This window comes from Shewanella cutis, from assembly GCF_022410515.1.
In the GTDB taxonomy this organism is placed as follows: domain Bacteria; phylum Pseudomonadota; class Gammaproteobacteria; order Enterobacterales; family Shewanellaceae; genus Shewanella; species Shewanella cutis.
In genome coordinates, this window is record NZ_JACSDI010000018.1 from 59,602 (window position 1) to 79,082 (window position 19,481).

Annotated in this window: 16 protein-coding genes; 5 read left to right on the plus strand and 11 right to left on the minus strand. The window is 44.3% G+C overall.

Annotated elements, in window-relative coordinates; translation table 11 throughout:
* Positions 1–2: 2 nt before the first annotated feature.
* Positions 3–3,215, plus strand: a complete 3,213-nt coding sequence (locus H9J30_RS17755; RefSeq protein ID WP_240132217.1) for a DEAD/DEAH box helicase — start codon at positions 3–5, stop codon at positions 3,213–3,215.
* 343 nt (positions 3,216–3,558) lie between these two features.
* On the opposite strand, the gene H9J30_RS17760 is transcribed toward H9J30_RS17755, so the two are convergent.
* The 9 genes from H9J30_RS17760 to H9J30_RS17800 all read right to left on the minus strand — a co-directional run bounded on the left by H9J30_RS17760 (position 3,559) and on the right by H9J30_RS17800 (position 13,307).
* A complete protein-coding gene (locus tag H9J30_RS17760) occupies positions 3,559–4,968 on the minus strand; it encodes a TnsD family Tn7-like transposition protein (protein ID WP_240132218.1) in 1,410 nt (469 codons plus the stop codon).
* A gap of 20 nt (positions 4,969–4,988) precedes the next feature.
* Positions 4,989–6,437, minus strand: coding sequence for an ATP-binding protein (locus H9J30_RS17765; protein ID WP_240132219.1), 1,449 nt, complete (start codon positions 6,435–6,437; stop codon positions 4,989–4,991).
* On the minus strand, positions 6,427–8,577 hold the full coding sequence (locus tag H9J30_RS17770; protein WP_240132220.1) for a transposase: 2,151 nt from the start codon (positions 8,575–8,577) through the stop codon (positions 6,427–6,429). Before H9J30_RS17770 ends, H9J30_RS17765 begins: the two co-directional genes overlap by 11 nt.
* Positions 8,567–9,388 carry a TnsA endonuclease N-terminal domain-containing protein gene (locus tag H9J30_RS17775; RefSeq protein WP_240132221.1) on the minus strand — a complete coding sequence of 274 codons (822 nt, stop codon included), beginning with the start codon at positions 9,386–9,388 and terminating at the stop codon, positions 8,567–8,569. The genes H9J30_RS17770 and H9J30_RS17775 overlap by 11 nt, the downstream gene beginning before the upstream one ends.
* Before the next feature lie 119 nt (positions 9,389–9,507).
* The gene (locus H9J30_RS17780; protein WP_240132222.1) at positions 9,508–10,692 is read right to left on the minus strand and encodes a BaiN/RdsA family NAD(P)/FAD-dependent oxidoreductase; all 1,185 of its coding nucleotides are present in this window, start codon (positions 10,690–10,692) and stop codon (positions 9,508–9,510) included.
* Between the two features lie 40 nt (positions 10,693–10,732).
* A complete protein-coding gene (locus H9J30_RS17785; RefSeq protein ID WP_240132223.1) occupies positions 10,733–10,873 on the minus strand; it encodes a hypothetical protein in 141 nt (46 codons plus the stop codon).
* Positions 10,874–11,105: 232 nt separating this feature from the next.
* Positions 11,106–12,122 (minus strand): NAD(P)H-dependent glycerol-3-phosphate dehydrogenase, encoded by a 1,017-nt coding sequence (gpsA, locus tag H9J30_RS17790; protein WP_240132224.1) that lies wholly within the window; start codon positions 12,120–12,122, stop codon positions 11,106–11,108.
* Positions 12,123–12,126: 4 nt separating this feature from the next.
* Positions 12,127–12,612 (minus strand): protein-export chaperone SecB, encoded by a 486-nt coding sequence (gene secB, locus H9J30_RS17795; protein ID WP_240132225.1) that lies wholly within the window; start codon positions 12,610–12,612, stop codon positions 12,127–12,129.
* Between the two features lie 260 nt (positions 12,613–12,872).
* Positions 12,873–13,307, minus strand: coding sequence for a rhodanese-like domain-containing protein (locus H9J30_RS17800; protein ID WP_240132226.1), 435 nt, complete (start codon positions 13,305–13,307; stop codon positions 12,873–12,875).
* A 264-nt stretch (positions 13,308–13,571) separates the two neighbouring features.
* On the opposite strand from H9J30_RS17800, the gene gpmM reads away from it, so the two are divergent.
* From gpmM to H9J30_RS17820, 4 genes are read left to right on the plus strand one after another with little or no spacing between them, the layout of a single operon-like run.
* On the plus strand, positions 13,572–15,116 hold the full coding sequence (gpmM, locus tag H9J30_RS17805) for a 2,3-bisphosphoglycerate-independent phosphoglycerate mutase (RefSeq protein WP_240132227.1): 1,545 nt from the start codon (positions 13,572–13,574) through the stop codon (positions 15,114–15,116).
* Positions 15,117–15,126: 10 nt separating this feature from the next.
* Positions 15,127–16,260 (plus strand): murein hydrolase activator EnvC family protein, encoded by a 1,134-nt coding sequence (locus H9J30_RS17810; RefSeq protein WP_240132228.1) that lies wholly within the window; start codon positions 15,127–15,129, stop codon positions 16,258–16,260.
* A gap of 48 nt (positions 16,261–16,308) precedes the next feature.
* Positions 16,309–17,517, plus strand: coding sequence for a S41 family peptidase (locus tag H9J30_RS17815; RefSeq protein ID WP_240132229.1), 1,209 nt, complete (start codon positions 16,309–16,311; stop codon positions 17,515–17,517).
* A 9-nt stretch (positions 17,518–17,526) separates the two neighbouring features.
* Entirely contained in the window at positions 17,527–18,282 is a 756-nt protein-coding gene (locus tag H9J30_RS17820; protein WP_240132232.1) for a divergent polysaccharide deacetylase family protein, read from the plus strand.
* On the opposite strand, the gene H9J30_RS17825 is transcribed toward H9J30_RS17820, so the two are convergent.
* Entirely contained in the window at positions 18,257–18,712 is a 456-nt protein-coding gene (locus H9J30_RS17825; protein ID WP_011070460.1) for an Rrf2 family transcriptional regulator, read from the minus strand. The genes H9J30_RS17820 and H9J30_RS17825 overlap by 26 nt on opposite strands.
* Before the next feature lie 24 nt (positions 18,713–18,736).
* Positions 18,737–18,988, minus strand: a complete 252-nt coding sequence (locus tag H9J30_RS17830) for a YkgJ family cysteine cluster protein (RefSeq protein ID WP_240132230.1) — start codon at positions 18,986–18,988, stop codon at positions 18,737–18,739.
* Positions 18,989–19,481: the final 493 nt, after the last annotated feature.

The window sequence follows — 19,481 nt, forward strand, 5'->3', positions numbered from 1 at the left end:
AAATGGACTTTAAAAATTCGAATTTGCTTACTGGTCAAGATAGCTTAGCTCTGGAACATGTAGAGCAACTGAGTATAGAAAAGCCAATTTTCCTTAAGAGAAATAGTACGTCTATCGGGGTTCGATCTAAGTTGGCGATACCGGAAGGTGTGTGGGAATTTAGAGCTTCACATATCAAAGGAAAGAGATACCAACTTGTAAGTCCTTTTGGAGTCCAATTTATCGCTGATATTGAAGGTAAAATCGGAAACTCTCTCAAAGATTTCAAATTGAAAGGGCTAGTTTCTCAATTGCCTGGCTCACCAGAGTCATATTTTGAAGATGTTAAAATAACCGCTAGAAATAGTGAGGGCCGTGGGCTTCGCCCTGCACAATTAGGTGCGATATACTCGCTTTTATCTCACTGGTCGTTGTCAAATGATGTAGCTACAGTAGTTCTTCCCACTGGGACGGGTAAAACAGAAACGATGCTATGCTTGTCTCTAGCTGATAAGGCAACAAGAACACTCGTGATTGTTCCCACCATTGATCTTAAAACACAGATATCTGAAAAATTTCAATCATGGGGAATGCTTAAAACTCTTAATATAATCCCCAATAACACACCATACCCTAATGTTTTAGTTTTAAATAAAACAATAAGCCATCAAGAAAATATTGATGTAATTCTTGAGTCTGAAGTTGTAATATCTACACCAGCACTCTTTGCTCGTTCTCCAGATGAAATTATTCAAAAATTTTCAGGCCTGTTTTCCCATGTGTATTTTGATGAAGCACACCATATTGCAGCATCAGAATGGCAAAAGTTGAAGTCTGTATTCAACAACTCAAAGATAGTTCAATTTACAGCAACCCCTTACAGAAATGATAGACAACCAATAGAAGGAAAGGTTGTATACAATTACCCACTATCTCAGGCACTGAAAGATGAGTGCTTTTCAAAGATTTCATTAATATCTATTGATGAGCGTCACCCGAAGAAGAAAGATCAAGCAATTGCAAACGCAGCCGTATCTCAGCTAATAAAGGACCGAGAGTCAGGTTTTACTAAGCATAAAATAATGGTTCGTGCAGAGAGTCGAACACATGCAGAGATTTTATACGAAAATTACAAAAAATGGTTTCCAAGTGAAAATGTTGCCTTGGTTCACTCTAATATAAAATCAAGGAACTTAATTATTGATGCAATAAAGAAAGACAAGTATGACATTGTTGTATGCGTAGATATGCTCAAAGAAGGTTTTGACTATCCAAATTTCAAAATAGCTGCCGTACACGGTGTGCATAAGTCTATTTCGGTTCTACTTCAATTTATCGGCAGATTCACTCGAACTCAGCAAGGCCTTGGTGATGCCACTTTCATCGTAAACTACGCCGAAGAAAAAATGTCAACAGAGTTAGAGAATCTTTTCCAAGAGGGCTCTGGCTGGGAAGAGATTATTAGTGAAGTCGCTGACGCTAAGAAATCCGAAGCAGAGTCTTTACTTACCTTCCTTCAAGGTTGCAAGCCAATATCTGGTTTCGACTCACCCGATATTGAACTAAACCCTAAGCTGGTCTACCCAGCTCTCAGTTGTGTTTGCTTTAAGGCAAAAAAAGTTTCATGGAAATACTTCAAAGATGCCTTTAATACCCATCACTATTCTCTTTCACAGCCATTCTTAAACGAACAGGAGAATGTCTTTTACTTTACAACTCAGAGAAGAGATAAAGTGAAATGGGCCAGAAGTGATAAAATGCGGGATCAAAAATGGGATTTGATTGTCATGCATTTTGATCGGGAGACGAATATTTTATATGTCGGATATTCGGAAAAACGACTTGATATTGACTATCTAGTAGAAGCTATTACCCAAGAAAAGCCAATGCCGATCAAAGGTGATTGTGTGTTTCGGTCCTTTAATGCAATCAAAAGACTTAGTATTGTTCATGCGGGTATATTTAAGCCAGCGAATCATCTTCACAGGTATTCTAGGCTAAGTGGTGCTGATGTAACTACTGAACTTACGAAATGGAAGGAAGGTAAGCGTTGTCAAAAATCCGATTTTGTTGGTATTGGATTTAGAGATGGTTTCCCCGTCAGTGTTGGTGCCTCAGTTAAAGGTAAAATCTGGAGTCCAGCTCGATTAGCAGATTTAAAAGAATGGAAGTCATGGTGTTTATCTATAGGAAAGATGATTACGGACGAAGCCATAGATTCAAATCAATTGTTGGAAGACTCCGCATCAAAAACCCAGATTGAGTCTTTCCCTGAAAATGTGATTATACTAGCGACGGATTGGTCTGAAGATCTATATTTGAGGATTCACAAAATTACTGTGGAACTGCCGAACTCAAAGTCAGTAATGCTGTCAGAATGCAAAATAAGAAATACTTACTGTAATAAAGACAGAGCTGAATTTTCTTTAAATATTTTAGGGGAAACAGTTACATTTGAAATACAGCTTGGAGGGGAAAAAGGCCACCGGGTTATTGGACTTGATGACTCAAAAATAAAAGTTGACGGTATAAAGAATAACTCCATATCCTTGAAGCAGTTTTTTGAAGAAAATCCACCAACTATGTTCCTACTGAATGGAAGTACTATATCAGGTTGCATACATACCGACTACGGCGATCATGTAATTGACCGAATTCCTAATAATCAAATTAATAAACTCGATTGGCAAGATGTCAATTTTACAATTGAATCTATGTACAAGAGTAGTACCAAGAGGAAAAATTCGATACAGGAATACATGATGAGAAAACTTGCCAATGATGGGGCGAAAGTGGTTTTTAATGATGATAATTCTGGAGAAAGCGCAGACATAATCGCGATCTTTATTGATGATGACCACATCCGATTTCAACTAGTCCACTGCAAATATTCCAAAGAAGCTTCAGGGGCAAGGTTGTCGGATTTGTATGAGGTCTGTGGCCAAGCTTTAGTTTCACTAAGGTATAAATGGCGTCCAGAGGAGCTACTCAAACACATGGAGCGCAGAAACAAAAATGGCGTGTTGACTGGATTAAGATTTTATAAGGGAAACTCTTCTGATATTGACGATATTAAGAAAGCATTAAAATACTCCGACGTTAGTTTTGAATTTTCGGTAGCTCAACCAGGAGTAGATAGCTCTATGCTGACTGAAGAAATGAAAGATTTTCTTGGATCTATTTATTCTACAATAGTCGAAATGACTGAAACCAGACTGAGCTGCTATTTTAGTTAACCTCATAATTTTGAGTATTAAAATTAACTTTAGTTGATTCCTCGGCCTATGTTGGTGAAATTAAATAGTGCTTTCAGAATATGTGAACACCATGTCCAGAGAGTATTTCAAAAAGAATACGTCTAGAAGAAATTGTGCTTTTAGGAGAGGAGCCAATTGCAGCATGGCGGGGACGCCAAAAGTTGGAAAATGACAGTCCATTTGACACAATATCACTTGCTCCGTCCGAAATAGGTGTTTGTTTTAGAATGGAATACCGATTCACTGCACATATTGAGTGGATATGTTCAATATCCCGCCAGCTTATCGACTTATTACTTAATTAACTAAGCTGGATTAAGTGTTAGTATCGTCCTGTAGGTATCATCGGTTTTGGTAAAACAGACTCTAGCCAGATACCATCATTTGAATACAGCCAAAAGAAAGCAGCATTACACTTAGCTTTGCAATCTTTTCGGAGTGTCCCTGGATGTGATTGTAAATATCTAGTAATCTCAAGCCTGCAACGCCGACGCTTGGATTCCCAATGACACCGCTTGCGGTGTTCGACAAGTCCCTGTTGGCTAGATATTATCTGTTCTACCGAGCCGATGCCTACGCTACACAACTGCGAAATAGTCTCTCTATTCATGCCAGAATAGGCTAATCGAATAACTTTATTTACGCATTCATCAGTCAGATTTTTAGGTTTTATTGTAATTGGAATGTTATTGAGTAGAGCAAGCCGTTTCAGATAACAACGACTTTTACCAGTCAGGTGGTGAATTTTATTCAGCGAATGTGATTGTCTAAGCAGTTCCAAACATTGCTGCTCAATACTTATTTTTTGCGCGACACTTATCAAAGGTATTGGCCCTACTAATTCAATACTAAAAGAATTTATGGAAAACATTTTCTTAGGTTCCCTAAATAACCACCATGCAAATAAAAGGTGCCGAAATGGGTGATGACTGGTGTGAGGTTCCAAAAGTTGGGATAGGTAACGGTAGTCATGAGGATGACGAGGAAATGGAGTATCTGAGCTTGGACGGTAATGCTTTATATCGGCACAGAAGTCCTCAATTAAACTTTTACGCCTCACTCGCTGATGAGCGGTAATAAACCCTAACTCAGATAGCTTCGAGCGATAGGCTAATACGGTATCAACACGATGAATGCCACCCGTTACCAATTGAAGGAGTTTGGAGGCAAACCTAGCTACTTGAATCTCGGCATCGGAAGCAGCTCGTAGCAGGGAGATGGGCGTAGGGAGTAATCCTGCAATGATTCGCTGCCTCTTCACAAGTTCCTGCCTCTCAAGGAGTACAGGATGAAATGCACAAGCCGTTACGCCAGGTATCTGGTGTGTCCGGTGCCAATAAGCAACACCATACTGATACAAATCTTGTTGAGCACACACTGGGCACCATTTTAAGCAAAGTGAATGACCGTTACCAAATGAAGACAACTGACTTGCTCGATGTGCCTCAGCACCATCACCTGTCAACATTGATTGTTTAAGCTTATCAGCATAAATCGGGAGAAAAAAAAGAAACAACGGTGCCAACGTTTGCTGAAACAACATTACTTCAGCACTCTCAAGACTCCATTCGGCCAGCTGCTCAAGCCTAGCTGTAAGAAAGGGATGGATAGACACCTTTCTTGATCCAAAGACCTTGCTAGCAAAGCTATCCCCTTTATAGCCTGAAGCCGTAACATAGCGGATTAGGCGACTTAGTAGTAATTCATCAGGTAGGCTTACGGGCAATTTCATTCGGTACGCCCTTAAGACTTTTACGCAAAGACTTTCAGCGGATGTTCACAGAAAACGCCTTCTTGCCGCAACAACTCCAGTGGCTTCTCCTCAGCCGCAGCATGCTGTACTAAATCAGGATTACCGATTCGTTCAAAAAGGTCATCCGCTGTTTGCAGTATAGTAAGTGCATCGGCAAACTCAGGATGGTGAGGTCGGCTCAGGTCACCGGGTATTGATTGAGGCACGCCCTCAACTGCCACCAATTCCTTCTGCTGTGTATGAGCCATATCTGCGCGAGCCGGGAGTGAAGTAGTATTCCGCTTCCTTTTCAACGCAGTAATTGAGCGCTCTCGCCTGATTTCATCAGTGACCACCTTCGAAGCCTTGATAGCAATACTTGCGGCATGCTCAAGCAACTCTTCCGTGATGCGTTCATCGCCACAACCTATGATGTAACGCTGTGCTTCACGGAAGATTCGAACGGCCAGATCTAGGTTGCCAACAGATAGCTCATAAAGCTTGTCGTTCAGCTCTCCAGTTAATGGAGTTCTTACGTTGGTCCATTGAAGTTCCCACAACTCTTCTATAAACAGTTCCCATACACTGTCATTTTCCATCAGCACGACATCGAAATAACCATTGCTTTCTGCCCGTCGTGCCGCTTTAAGAGTTCGACTGAGCAACTGATTGAACGGTGGGTTGGCACAGAACAGGATAGGAATACCGAGATTGTTAACCAGATTGTGGATGAAACCCAACAGGCGGTCAGCACCACCGGTTTTTGCCAGATTCAGATTCTGCATCTCATCGATGACCAAGATCCCTAAAAAGCTGGATTTGATACGTGCTTCGATTTGGTCTAACAGAAGAGGGATAGTTCCGGCTCGCTTAGTCGGCTCAAAGCCAAGCTTGCTATCCAATTCGGACAGAATCTTGTGGCACAGAGCTCTAACGCTGGAGTCATCTGGGCAATCCACTTTGATCCATACTACTTGGCGTAATGGTAGCGAGTGTTTTTTATATTGCGAGTGCTCAATTGTGTCGGGGAAACATCCTAATATCTGTTCGAGCATGCAGGTTTTTCCAACACCGCTTTCACCTATTACCGTGATTCCGCATCCTTTTGGTTTGAAATACCCAGTTCTTGGTTCAATATTTGGACGACGATCTGTTGGATAATGTAGATAATTCATTGTCGTCGGAGAAAGCGGATTCTTGACTGAGTAACCCTCTTTTATTGCCATTTCCACCGCTCTAAAACACTCAAGATAGATGGGTAATGGTTGCCGTAGATCCTTCAGTCTGGTCAGATACTCAACTCGTTCAAAGGGATCAAGTTGAGTCTCATCAAAAGAGTGCGACGGGTAAAAACTGAGTCTGTCTACAAGCTCCTCATCTGTATACTTTGTTGGTAAAGCCTCGATTAAGGGATTTCCTCGATGCTCAGGGAGAATAGCGGGGCGATAAACGGCTTTTTCAATTTTCATTATTTGGACTCCGCGCACGCTTCAGCAAAGTGATAACGTTGCTGGCTTTCTCAATAGCAATACCATCAACTGAAGACTCACGTTCATGAAGCTCCACAAAGTCATTGTCACTGGTAAGCCTAGCCTCCATTATGGCATCTCGTCTTCTCTCCTTGATATTAGATATTTTCTCTGATTTTGAATTTAAAGCTGGTTCTCTTTTTAGCCCTTCCTGAGCAAGTACTGTAATTGCTTTTCTTCTATTATGTCTTTCAATAGATTTTCCAGTTGGTGTAGAACGTTTCTTAACAACTTTCTTCCAATCTTCGAAATACAGTACATCAGCTCTATGACGAGCTTCAAAATTGGCAGAATGCAACATCAGTTGACACCGAGTAAATCCTTCGTTTGGGCGAAAGCGTACGTAGATAAATGAGGCATTATCTTGGTCGAACCGCGCTTCAAGCTTCCAACGTCCATTCGTACGAGCTATAACTTTCCAGTCTTCAAACTCTTCCCGATCACATTCGTAATACATATCATCATTAAGACGAACTCCCTTGCTAGTCATTGAAACTTGCTCAACAGGAAGTAACCTAGCCCTGATGTCTGCTTCATCTGCTTTATTCAGTGCATGACGGTGTTTTTTTAGATGTATATTCCAGTAATTCAAAGGGGTAGGAGGAAGACTGGCTTCTACTAGCAAAAGGGTTTGACCAGCTAGGCCATCAAAAATAGAACTGTTATGCTCTAAAACTTGATCAATAAGAAGCCGAGTCACTTCAGTAATAGTTAAAGTAGCATCTAATCTAGGATCTCTGTCTCCACGAATATAATGACGTCCTCTAGTAGTCCCCTTCAGTTCATGGATGAGTTTTTCGTTCAAGATGTGAAATCTGTGCTCTACAATACCTTTCAGGTCTGCACGATAAGGAGGAGCAATACTCAAATGCCCGATTAATGGTACAGCAAGCTCTTCCGGCTTGTTACAGATAAACTCCCCTCGGTCACACAGGAGACGCTGGGGGATGTGATGGCAAGGCCATTCTGACTCATCAATGTCTATACCAAAACGCGCACAATAATCCTTCTTCGAAGTAAAGCTATTGACTAAAGCCTGTCTTCCGGCTCGCCAAGAAGCGTACTCCATTGATACATGAAGACCAACAATCATCCGACTTTCTTTATCGACTACGCAGTAAACTGTTGGACGACCAAGAACATGATTTCGGTTAAACTCTGAAACTATATGGACGTCAAGAACTGTCGCATCCAGCTCAAAGCAGCTGCCAGGCACCTCTGTATGATCCGTGGCAGATCCTCGTAAACCTCTCCGATTTCGTTCAAAATCACCTGCAGTAGTTTGTTTACGGATCAACTCAGCCTCAGGAACCAGTCTTTTAATCCAGTAGCGAAATGACCTCAAACTAGGGAGTGCAGGCTCTCGATGTTCAGTTTCTGCTAATTGAAGCTCATCTGCATAAAATTCTTTAAGCATTTGCTCATATACACGATTAAGAGAAACCTTCTTGCCCCTTAACGCATATTTCTTCACTCCTAGAAGAAACTTGGTTTTATCTTCTTCCGTAGTATTCACTCCTAGAGGAGCCACCATACTGGGTGTCGACAGTTGTATCGGTGCCCCTCGTTTCGCCATACCGGACAGCCGGGATTTACCTGAGCCACCACAATGTTTGTACGCTGGAAGTAATGCATTAATTTCCTGTCCATATTGCCAATATTGATTCAGTGAACGATAGATTTTTTGGACATAAACACCTCGTTCCTTGGCATAGCTAGCTACGATTTTGCTACGCTGATTTAAGGCTACATCAAGCAAAAACTCTGGATTGCTGATCAAATCATTTATCAACTCGAAACGGTTATTCCGCTTTACTCTGTGAGCAGGGGAAATATCCTCTTCAGAGATCAGTTGATAAAAAGGTGTCGAATAACTGGATATTTTGCTGTTCCCGCACCTTGCAGACTCTAAAAATAGTGGATATTTTACGGGAACAGGCATTTCCAAACCTTTTTCGTCATTTAATCGATAAAGAATCAAGAGGTCATAATTTGCATAGTGAGCAAGAACTCTGTACTTACCATCCTTAATACCATCCACTCTAGTAATCAGCCAAATACTGTTACGATCAACTTGCATGATGCCGCACCACTTTAAAGTCTTGAACTTTGATAATATTCAAAATACCTATATCTGCTATGGGCTTATTGAGATCAACATTAACCACTTTGGTTGCAATCAAGGTTTTTAAAAGAACCAACGCATCGTCATGCTCAAGATCAAGCACTCGAACAAACTCATCACATATATCCTCTATCAGTATGGTTCCTGGAGAAATCAGTGCTGAAGAGCTTTCGACTAAGTCACTTGGAAATCTTCGGCCTTGTCGGACAGGAGCTGTTATCCATTGAATGTTTTTTGACTGGATTTGATTTTCTTTGGTCATCACGAAAAGATGAAAGGGAACTCCCAGCAACTGCCACCAGATACGTTCAATATCCAGTTTCTCGGCAACTCTTACATCTGTCAGTTTATCTGAAGGTTTAACACTCACAGCTTCATACCAGGTGTTCACCCCGTCAGAGCGAGTCAGAACAAAATCCGTGGTCATAACATTAGGCGACTTGGTTCCTGGTACAACGGGATGCTTCACCCCAAAGGTTTTGGCAATTTTTACCGATAGGTCTAGAGGGAAGAGAGGGAACTGCTCCCTGATATCAATAACGGAATCGCAGAACTCAGCAATGTAGAAAAAGCAACTTTCGTGTTCAGAAAGCATGTGATGCTCTCGTTTTGCCTTAATACCCTGAATCTTTGCACTATTACCAATAGAACGGACATCTTGAACCCGAAGCCATGGCTTGTAGCTATCACTTTCACCAAGACCATATTTGTTCTTTAAGGCTCTTTGAAAGTCATCCAATGTTTCTAATTTTCTACGTCGCCCCATCAAACGTCACTCCATAACAAATGTATGAAGCATAGTTTAGTGTACAAACTTTATTGTTACAAAAGAGCTTTGTGTACAAACTTTATGAGCAATGTACAAACTTTATTGTCACTACACAACTAAACCGCTTGTCCTGCCGCCACGCCAGATGCCCAAGCCCATTGGAAGTTAAAGCCACCTAACCAACCGCTGACATCCATCACTTCGCCGATAAAAAACAGGCCGGGAACTTTAATGGCTTCCATGGTTTTAGATGATAATTCATTAGTATCCACGCCGCCTAAAGTCACTTCGGCGGTGCGATAGCCTTCGGTGCCATTCATTAAGACTGTCCAGCGGTGCAGATCGTCCACCAGCTTGGCGCGCTCGGCATGTATAAGCTGATTTAACGCTTTGTTTAATAACGCCTCATCGAATAACACTTCCACCAGCCGCTTAGGTAACCACTGGCTTAAGGTATTGCGCAGACTCTGTTTAGGATGTGCGGCCAGTTGTTGCTCTAAGGCCTGTGCGGCATTCATATTGGGTAATAGATTGATTTCTATGGTTTCACCCGCTTTCCAATAGTTGGAAATCTGCAAAATCGCGGGGCCAGATAAGCCTCTGTGGGTAAAGAGCAGCGCCTCGCTAAAGGCGGTGCCATCTTTGGCGGTAATGCGGCTCGGTACGGCAATGCCCGATAGTGGTTCAAAGCGAATTTTATCCTCGCTGTGCCAAGTAAAAGGCACTAGACCCGCGTGAGTTGGCAACACCTTAAGGCCAAACTGCTCGGCCAATTGATAACCGTAAGGCGTAGCGCCAAGTTTTGGCATAGATAAACCGCCGGTGGCGATTACTAACGAGTCACAACTTAACTCGCCATTTAAGGTGTTTAGCTCAAAGCGGCCAGCTTCATTTTTACCAACGGATAAAATATCGGTACGCAGTTTGATACTCACGCCCGCCCATTCGCATTCGGTGAGCAGCATAGTGACTATCTCTTTAGCCGAGTCATTACAAAACAGCTGGCCGTGATCGCGCTCGTGGTATTCAATGCCGTGGCGCTCAACCAGTTCGATAAACTGCTGCGACGGATAACGCGCCAATGCCGATTTTACAAAGTGCGGGTTGCCACAGATAAAGTTGGCGGGTTCAACTTTTAGATTAGTGAAGTTACAACGGCCGCCACCGCTGATAAGGATTTTACGCCCAGCCTGCTTGGCATTATCGAGTACCAGTACATCACGACCTCGGTAACCCGCTGTTGCTGCACACATTAATCCTGCGGCGCCGGCTCCGATAATAATTACATCATGATGTTTCACACTTATACTCCAGTCGATAAATTGATTTGGCTATTGCCCATCATCCCGTATTTTTCAGAGACTGACTCTCGGTGTTGGTCTTTGATATTGGGGTGGATATTCCGCGTTCAGCATCCAGCCTTGCTGGATACAGCCAATGCCGACTGCTGCCTATCACCTTAATGCGATAGCGATCGGACATAAATCCCCTCTTTCACCATCTGACCTCCAAGGATGGAGGAAATGCCCGCCTGATGTAGGGAACATCAAGGGCCATGGCGATCGGGGATACTCCTTGCACCAGAAGTCCATGTATAAATCCCCTCTTTCACCATCCATGGCAATCGGGGATAAATACTTCCATGTATAAAAAAGGGCGCTATTTTAGCACCCTTTATGTTATTCGGCATTACAGCATCATCACGGCTCGCGCTTTATTGCGCAGGCGTTTCTGATTTCTTCTCTCTACCAAGCAGTTCTTTTGCGGCATCAACTGGTGATTTACCTTGATACAAGACTTGGTAAATCTGCTCAGTGATCGGCATTTCAACACCAAGACGTTTGGCTAGCGTAAACACTTCTTTAGTATTGCGATAACCTTCAACCACTTGACCTATTTCGGCTTGGGCGGTATCCACATCGCAGCCTTTACCTAAGGCTAAACCAAAGCGGCGGTTACGGGATTGGTTGTCGGTACAAGTCAACACTAGGTCACCTAATCCAGCCATGCCCATAAAGGTGGCAGAGCTGGCGCCTAAGGCTTCACCTAAGCGAGTTAACTCGACTAAACCACGGGTGATTAATGCTGTTCTGGCGTTGGCACCAAAGCCAATACCGTCAGACATGCCCGCACCAATCGCGATAACGTTCTTTACCGCGCCGCCTAATTGCAGGCCGATAAAATCGTCGTTAGCGTAAACCCGTAAACGCTTAGGGCTGTGCAGCAATTCCACGAGCTCAGCGGTAAATTTGGGACACGTGCCCGCAACCGAAATCGCCGTAGGTAACCCCATGGCTAATTCCTTCGCAAAGGTTGGCCCAGACAATACCGCCAGCGGATATTGCTCGCCTAACACATCACGGGCCACATCTTGCAGCAAACGTCCGGTTTCAGGCTCGAGCCCTTTGGTCGCCCATACGATGCGTGCATCTTGGCGCAACAAAGGTTTGGCTTGGGCCAGTACCGTGCCAAACACATGGCTAGGCACGACAACCAGCACGTTATTGCTGGCGGCTAAGGCTTTGGCTAAATCGGCTTCAATATGTAAACACTCGGGGAAGGCAATACCAGGCAAGAATGCTTGGTTGCATTTATCTTCTGCAAGCGTCTGCATATGGGCAGGATCGTGCCCCCACAACAAGGTCTTATGACCATTGCTGGCTAAAGAGATGGCAAGGGCGGTGCCATATGAGCCCGCCCCTAATACCGTGATATCGGCAGAGTTATTCATGTAATTAAGCGTTAGCTTCTTCGGCTGCAGGTGCAGCTGCTGCGGCTTGACGTTGTTGCACGTATTGTGCAAACAGCGCGTCGAAGTTTACGGGTGCTAAGTTAAGTTGTGGGAAAGTACCACGGGCAACTAAGCTACCTACCGCTTCACGCGCATATGGGAATAGGATGTTAGGGCAGTATGCGCCTAATGAATGAGCCAGTTGTGGCTCAGTCAGACCTGCGATTGAGAAGATACCTGCTTGTTGTACTTCACACAGGAATGCAGTTTCGCCGCCGTTTTGTGCAGTCACAGTCAAAGACAGAACCACTTCATATACGTCATCGGCTAATTTAGCGCTGCGAGTGTCTAAATCTAACTTAACTTCTGGATTCCATTCTTTTTGGAATACTGCTGGGCTGTTAGGCGTTTCGAAAGAAACATCTTTAGTGTAAACACGTTGGATGTTGAATTGTGGGGCTTGTTGTTCGTTGTTTGCTACTTCAGCCATAATTTCCTACCTATCCTATCAATGTTATGCCAGCGCTTATCCGGCTGGCTTTTTGTCTATTTCGCTCGGGCTTGTGCTTTGATGCCTGTATGAGATCTCAGTACCGTCCCAACGTTCCCTTAACGGGGTACTTTTGAAGTCAATCTAAATACTTAATTTAAGCCCTTAGTGACCACAGGATTAGTATGCCAAACAATGATGACGCTATGGCTGCACAATTCATTCACTATGCAGCACTGCGCATAACTGCCGCCGACAACTTATCTTTTGCTTTTTGAAACAGGCATATTGGCTGCCTGCCATTCACCCATACCACCTTTCAAGTTATACAGGTTTTCAAAACCCTGTTTACTTAAAAGCTGAGCCGCTTGAGACGAGGTCATGCCAGCATTGCATACCAGTATAATGGGACTACCTTTAAACTTTTCAAGGGCTGATATCTGATTATTTTTGATATCTGCGAGCGTAACGTTAACTGCATCAACAATATGGCCCTTGCGGAAATCATCATTCGAACGCACATCCACGACTTTGGCGTCTTGTCTGTTCACCATAATAGTAAGTTCTTGATGAGTGACATTTTTGATTTTAGAGAAGCTCGATTTGATCACACTGACCACAAGCATTAAAAACAAACCCACCCAAGCCAGACTTAGCAGAGTGTGAGCCTTAAAAAATTCGATATATTCTTGCATGGTTACAGCCCGTATAAATGGGGAAAATTCGATAAGGGCTCAGAGTATACCCATTGCCATGGCAGATTGCAGCAGTTTAGTCACAGTTCTAGAACACAGCCCAGCCCTTGCGCCATCAGGATTATCCCAAGGCTCACAGAATCCGCTGAAATAGCCACTCGATGACCTTAATCTAGGTAAAGCGCTTTTTCGTACCCCGCTTACGTAGTAATATTTAACCAATTTCAGATTTCTTTAGCTTCTTTAAACTTTAAAGGTATCACCATGACGACAACTAAACGTCCAATCGCGTTGTTGATCCTCGATGGCTGGGGTTACCGTGAAAATACGCATATGAATGCGGTTTACCACGCTAACACGCCAGTGCTCGACCGTCTCAACGCCCAATATGCCCACGGTTTAATTTCTGGCTCCGGCTTAGATGTAGGCTTGCCCGATGGACAGATGGGGAACTCTGAAGTAGGCCATATCAACTTAGGTTCTGGCCGAATCGTTTACCAAGAACTGACGCGCATCAGTAAAGCCATTGCAGATCATGAGTTTGAACAAAATCCCGCCCTATGCAATGCCGTAGACGCTGCAGTTAAAACCGGTGGTGCGGTGCACATTATGGGCCTGCTCTCTCCTGGTGGCGTACACAGCCATGAAGAGCATATCGAAGCAATGTGCCGGATGGCCGTTGCTCGCGGTGCCACTAAAGTGTATTTGCATGCCTTTTTAGACGGTCGTGACACACCACCCCGTAGCGCCAAAGGTAGCCTAAGTCATTTTGATGATCTGTTTACTACATTGGGCCATGGCCGTATTGCCTCGATTATAGGTCGTTACTTTGCCATGGACCGCGATAACCGTTGGGACCGCGTGTCACAGGCGTACGATCTGATCACCCAAGGCAAGTCAAAATTCCAATACGACAACGCTGTTACCGCATTAGAAGCCGCCTACAGCCGCGATGAAATCGATGAGTTTGTGTCTTCATCGGCAATTACCGATGCGAGCGGCCAAGTTGCGACCTTGCAAGATGGCGATGCACTGATATTTATGAACTTCCGTGCCGACCGTGCCCGCCAAATCACCCGCAGCTTTATCAATCCAGATTTTGACGGCTTTGCACGTGCGGTAACGCCAAAGGTTAACTTTGTCACCCTGACGGAATACGCCGCTGATATCAAAGCGCCGATTGCCTACCCGTCTGACAACTTAATCAATACCTTAGGTGAAGTACTACAAAATCGCGGTCGTACTCAGTTACGTATCTCCGAAACTGAAAAATACGCCCATGTAACCTTCTTCTTCAACGGCGGTAAGGAAGAGCCATTTAACGGGGAAGATCGCATTCTGATCAACTCCCCTAAAGTGGCGACCTACGATCTGCAACCAGAGATGAGCTCAACCGAGCTGACCGACAAGTTAGTTGCAGCGATTGAGTCAACTAAATACGATGTGATTATCTGTAACTACCCGAATGGTGATATGGTTGGCCACACAGGCAACTTTGACGCCGCGGTTAAAGCCTGTGAAGCCGTTGATGCCTGTATCGGCCGAGTAGTTGAAGCGCTAGCAAAAGTGGGCGGTGAATGTATTATTACCGCAGACCATGGCAACGCCGAGCAAATGACCGACGAAACCACGGGTCAAGCCCATACAGCGCACACCAGTGAACTCGTGCCCTTTGTGTTTGTTGGCCGCGATGCCACCATTGATAAAGGCGGTAAACTGAGCGATGTCGCCCCAACGATTCTGCACCTAATGGGTGAATCCATTCCTGCAGAGATGACGGGTAAGCCCTTAATCCACGTTAAAGAGTAGTTGTTACCTAGTGAGCACTCGACTCCCCGTTAAAGCCAGCATTATTGCTGGCTTTATGATGTTATCTTTCTCGGTCTACGCTTCTAATTTGGAGAAGCGCCAGTCCGAGTTGAAATCCATCCAAGCGCAAATCAACCAACAACAAAGCGCGCTTAAAAACACCAGTAAACAGCGAGAAAAGTTACTCGCATTGCTACGTAGCGATGAAGAGGCGATTGCGGCCGCCGCCAAAAAGGTCAATAGCACCAAAACCAGTTTGGCGCAGATTGATAATACGCTTGCCGAACTCAAACAACGCCAAGAAGAGTTAGAAAGTCTTAAGGTTAGCCAGCAAAATACGCTTTCAAAACAACTTTCGAGCGCCTATCTAGCCGGTAACCACGATTACACAAAGATGATGCTGAACCAGCAGAGTCCCGCCACCATTGAGCGGATGTTGGCCTATTACCAATATCTCAACAAAGCGCGGATGAAATCTATTAACGAGTTAAAACAAACAATCACTGAGCTTGATGAGATTAAAGTCACCCAAACCACCAAGCAAAAACAATTGACTACCTTGATGGCCGAGCAACAAGTGCAATCTAAGCGCTTGAATCAAGAACAAGATCAACGTCAGTTAACCCTCAATGAATTACAGCGAACCTTAAACACTAAAGGTGCTGAACTCGAACAACTCCAAATAGAGGAAGCCAGCTTAAAACGGGTTGTTGAACAAGCGCTAAAGGCGATGCGTGACAATCCTTCGATGGAAGGCTTTGATAAGCAAGGCGGCAAACTCAAATGGCCGACTAAAGGCCGCGTTAGTGCCAGCTTTGGTAGCCCCAGATCCGGCCAAGTGGTATGGAAAGGCACCATGTTATCAGCGCCCGAAGGGCAAAATATCCGCGCGGTTTCTGGTGGTAAAGTGATCTATGCCGACTGGCTAAAAGGCTTTGGTATGGTGATGGTGATCGACCATGGCAAAGGCTACATGAGCCTCTATGGCCATGCACAGACCCTGTTAAAAAGCCCCGGAGAAATGGTAAAAACCGGTGAAGCGATAGCTTTAGTCGGACGTTCGGGTGGACAGACTGAGCCTGGCCTATACTTTGAAATACGGTATAAGGGGCAAGCCGTCGATCCAGCTAAGTACTGTCGTTAACCAGTACTGTCGCTAAAATGGCCGTCCCCATCATCACAGGGGACGGCTATGAAACATCTACTGCGCAATATTGTCAGTCTTGGACTCGGCCTAAGCTTAGGCTTGTCTATTAGCCTATCCAGCCAAGAGAATACCAAGTCGTATCGAAGTGACTTTGATTACCCGCTATTGCAGGATGTGCTCGAAACGGTCGAAACCTATTACGTTAAAACCGTGACTAAGGATGAGCTTGTCCAAGCGGCAATTAAAGGCATCTTTGAGCATTTAGATCCCTATTCAAGCTTTCTAAATCACCAAGAATTACTCGATCTAAAAGATTCCAATCGGGGTGAGTACTTCGGCTTTGGCTTTGAAGTCGCCAGCGAAAAAGACCATATCAGCATCATTGCCCCCTTTGCGAACTCCCCAGCCGAACAGGCAGGGATTCAAGCCGGTGACATCATTATCAAGCTGAATAACACCCCCACGACAGAAACTAACCTTGCGGATATTCTTAACCAAATCAAGCAACACAGTTTGAGTAATCAAAGTATTCGTCTCACGCTAAAACACCGTAATGACGAAGCAGAATTTGAGGTGACGTTAAAACCTAGCACAATCACAATACAGTCGGTCACGAGCAAATTATTGGATGGGAACATTGGCTACGTAAGGCTCAGCAGCTTTCAAGAAGACTCTACCGAAGATATGGTACGCACCCTGAGCCAATGGCAAGGCACTCAGTTAACGGGCTTAATATTGGACCTACGCAATAATCCCGGCGGCCTGCTCGATCAGGCAATTAATATTGCCGACCTTTTTTTGGCAAAAGGGCGAATCGTCTCCACCTCTGGCCGCTTTTTTGATGCCAACTCAGACTATTACGCCTCACCGCAAACCATGCTCGCCAACGTACCCATGCTAGTGCTAATCAATAAAGGCTCGGCATCAGCATCAGAAGTACTGGCCGCCGCATTGCAAGAAAATGGCCGGGCAAAACTCCTCGGCGAAACCAGCTTTGGTAAAGGAACAGTGCAAAGCCTTATTCCTATCCTTAACAACGGCAATGCGGTCAAGCTGACCATAGCCCAGTACAACACGCCTAAAGGGGAGAATATCCACGACATAGGGATTAAGCCCGACATCAAAGTAGTCTCCGAAACTGGCTCCAATCAACAGAATATGCCTATAATCGACGCAATCTCTGCACGAACCGATGTCAGCCAAGACACGATAGTCACTTCAGCTATCACTTGGATTCAACATCATGACGAATAAGAAGAAATGGTGCGTCTACTTTACATTTTGGCAGTTTGGACTATCAGTATTGCCCCGAGCAATGCGGCTCAAATTGCCCTGATCATCGATGACATTGGCTATCGTCATACCGATGAAGCCGTACTTTCGCTGCCGAGTTCTGTCACGCTGTCGGTATTACCGCACACGCCACTGAGCAGCAAACTGGCCAAAGCCGCACATGCAAATGGTCACGAAATTATGCTGCATTTACCCATGCAGGCGCTAAATGGCAAAGCCTTAGGCGTTGGTGGATTAACCAATAATATGAACGAAGCACAAATTCGTAGCAGCGTACTCGCCGCCATGGCCAGTGTGCCCTTCGCTAAAGGTGCCAACAATCATATGGGCAGCTTACTCACGCAGCTTGATGACCCCATGCTCTGGGTGATGGAAACGCTCAAACAGAAGCAGTTCTATTTTGTCGACAGCATGACGACTAAATTTACCAAGGCGGGAGATAAGGCAGAACAACTCGGTGTGCCACTACTTCGACGTCAGCTATTTCTCGACAATGATGTCAGCACTCAAGCACTAGAAAGACAATTTAACTTGATGATAAGTCAGACACATAAAGAAGGAAGTCTGGTCGCAATTGCTCATCCTTACCCTGAAACAGTCCAGTTTTTAAAAGCCAACTTAGCACGCCTGAAGGCGGAAGGGATTGAGCTAGTTCCAACGTCAAGCTTGTTGCCCATTGAACTAGCCCATGAGAAAGGGGTTAGTCTAACTGTAAGACAGAAATAGACATATCCGGCAACAATGCCAGCAACTCATTACGATTGCTTACGATATCCAATAAGCTGTACTGATCAAGCACATTTAAATATGCCTCAACCGCTTGGGCTAATACACCTTTCAACTGACAAGCAGGAGTAAATCGACAGTAAGGTTTGCTGCAATCGATCGGCGCCAGCGAATTTTCTAAGGAGCGAATGAGTTGCCCTAAATTAATCTCGCCTGCCGGTTTACCTAAACGAAATCCGCCCATTTTACCGCGTATGGTTTCTAAGTAACCTAACTTGCCTAAGTGATGTACTATTTTCGAAACATGATTTGGTGACAAATCAAAGACTTCAGTAATTTCTGAAATCCTAAAAAGCGTAGTTCTATCGGGCTGAACCGCCAGATACATTAGCGTGCGAACACCAAAATCGGTATAGCGTGTTAACTGCATAATTCACCTGTCAGCAATAAACTATTAAGATGTTTGAGATTCTAGGTTTGTGATCAACCAGAGCGCCTCTTTATTCGAATGCCCACACACATCCAAAGACGCTTCAAAATCACTACAAACCGCGGGGCGTTCAGGCGAGCCGAAAATCAAACATAAATTATCATCACTGAGCTGCACACAACGCTCCCCCGCAGCCTTACCATTGGGCATTCCTGGGATCACACTACTGATTGACGGAGCAATACAGCAAGCACCACAGCCTAGACGACAATTCATTTTATTACTCGTAATAATGGATAAACATTATATCGTTTAATTTACGTGAAGGCAGAAACACCGTTCAATACTGCCAAGTGGCGCACAACCCCAATTCCATAAATGAAAAATAAGCCTGTCTATCCATAAAACCCGTAGTCTAGCATAAACAAACCGCTAAGCTCTTTTAATACCAATCACATTAAATATCTAATCAGTTCAGAGCCTCACAGGCATTTCAATCTAAGGCGCATTGACTCAGAAATGGTTATTCCCTTTTAAGTCAATGCAACACGAGAGAGAGATGCCTGTGTGGCTCCCAAAGGGCGGTTGATGTTCACTGTATGGCAACACGCTTTATACTGCATTTAAGGCTTTCGACAGAGCACCGCTATGCCTTCAAGCCTTCGCCTTGTCTAAAGCGCGTTGAATTCCCACTGAATGAACAGATATTTAATACGATTGGTATAAAATAGCTGAAATGAAACTTTAAAAATGGTGTCGATACGCCGAG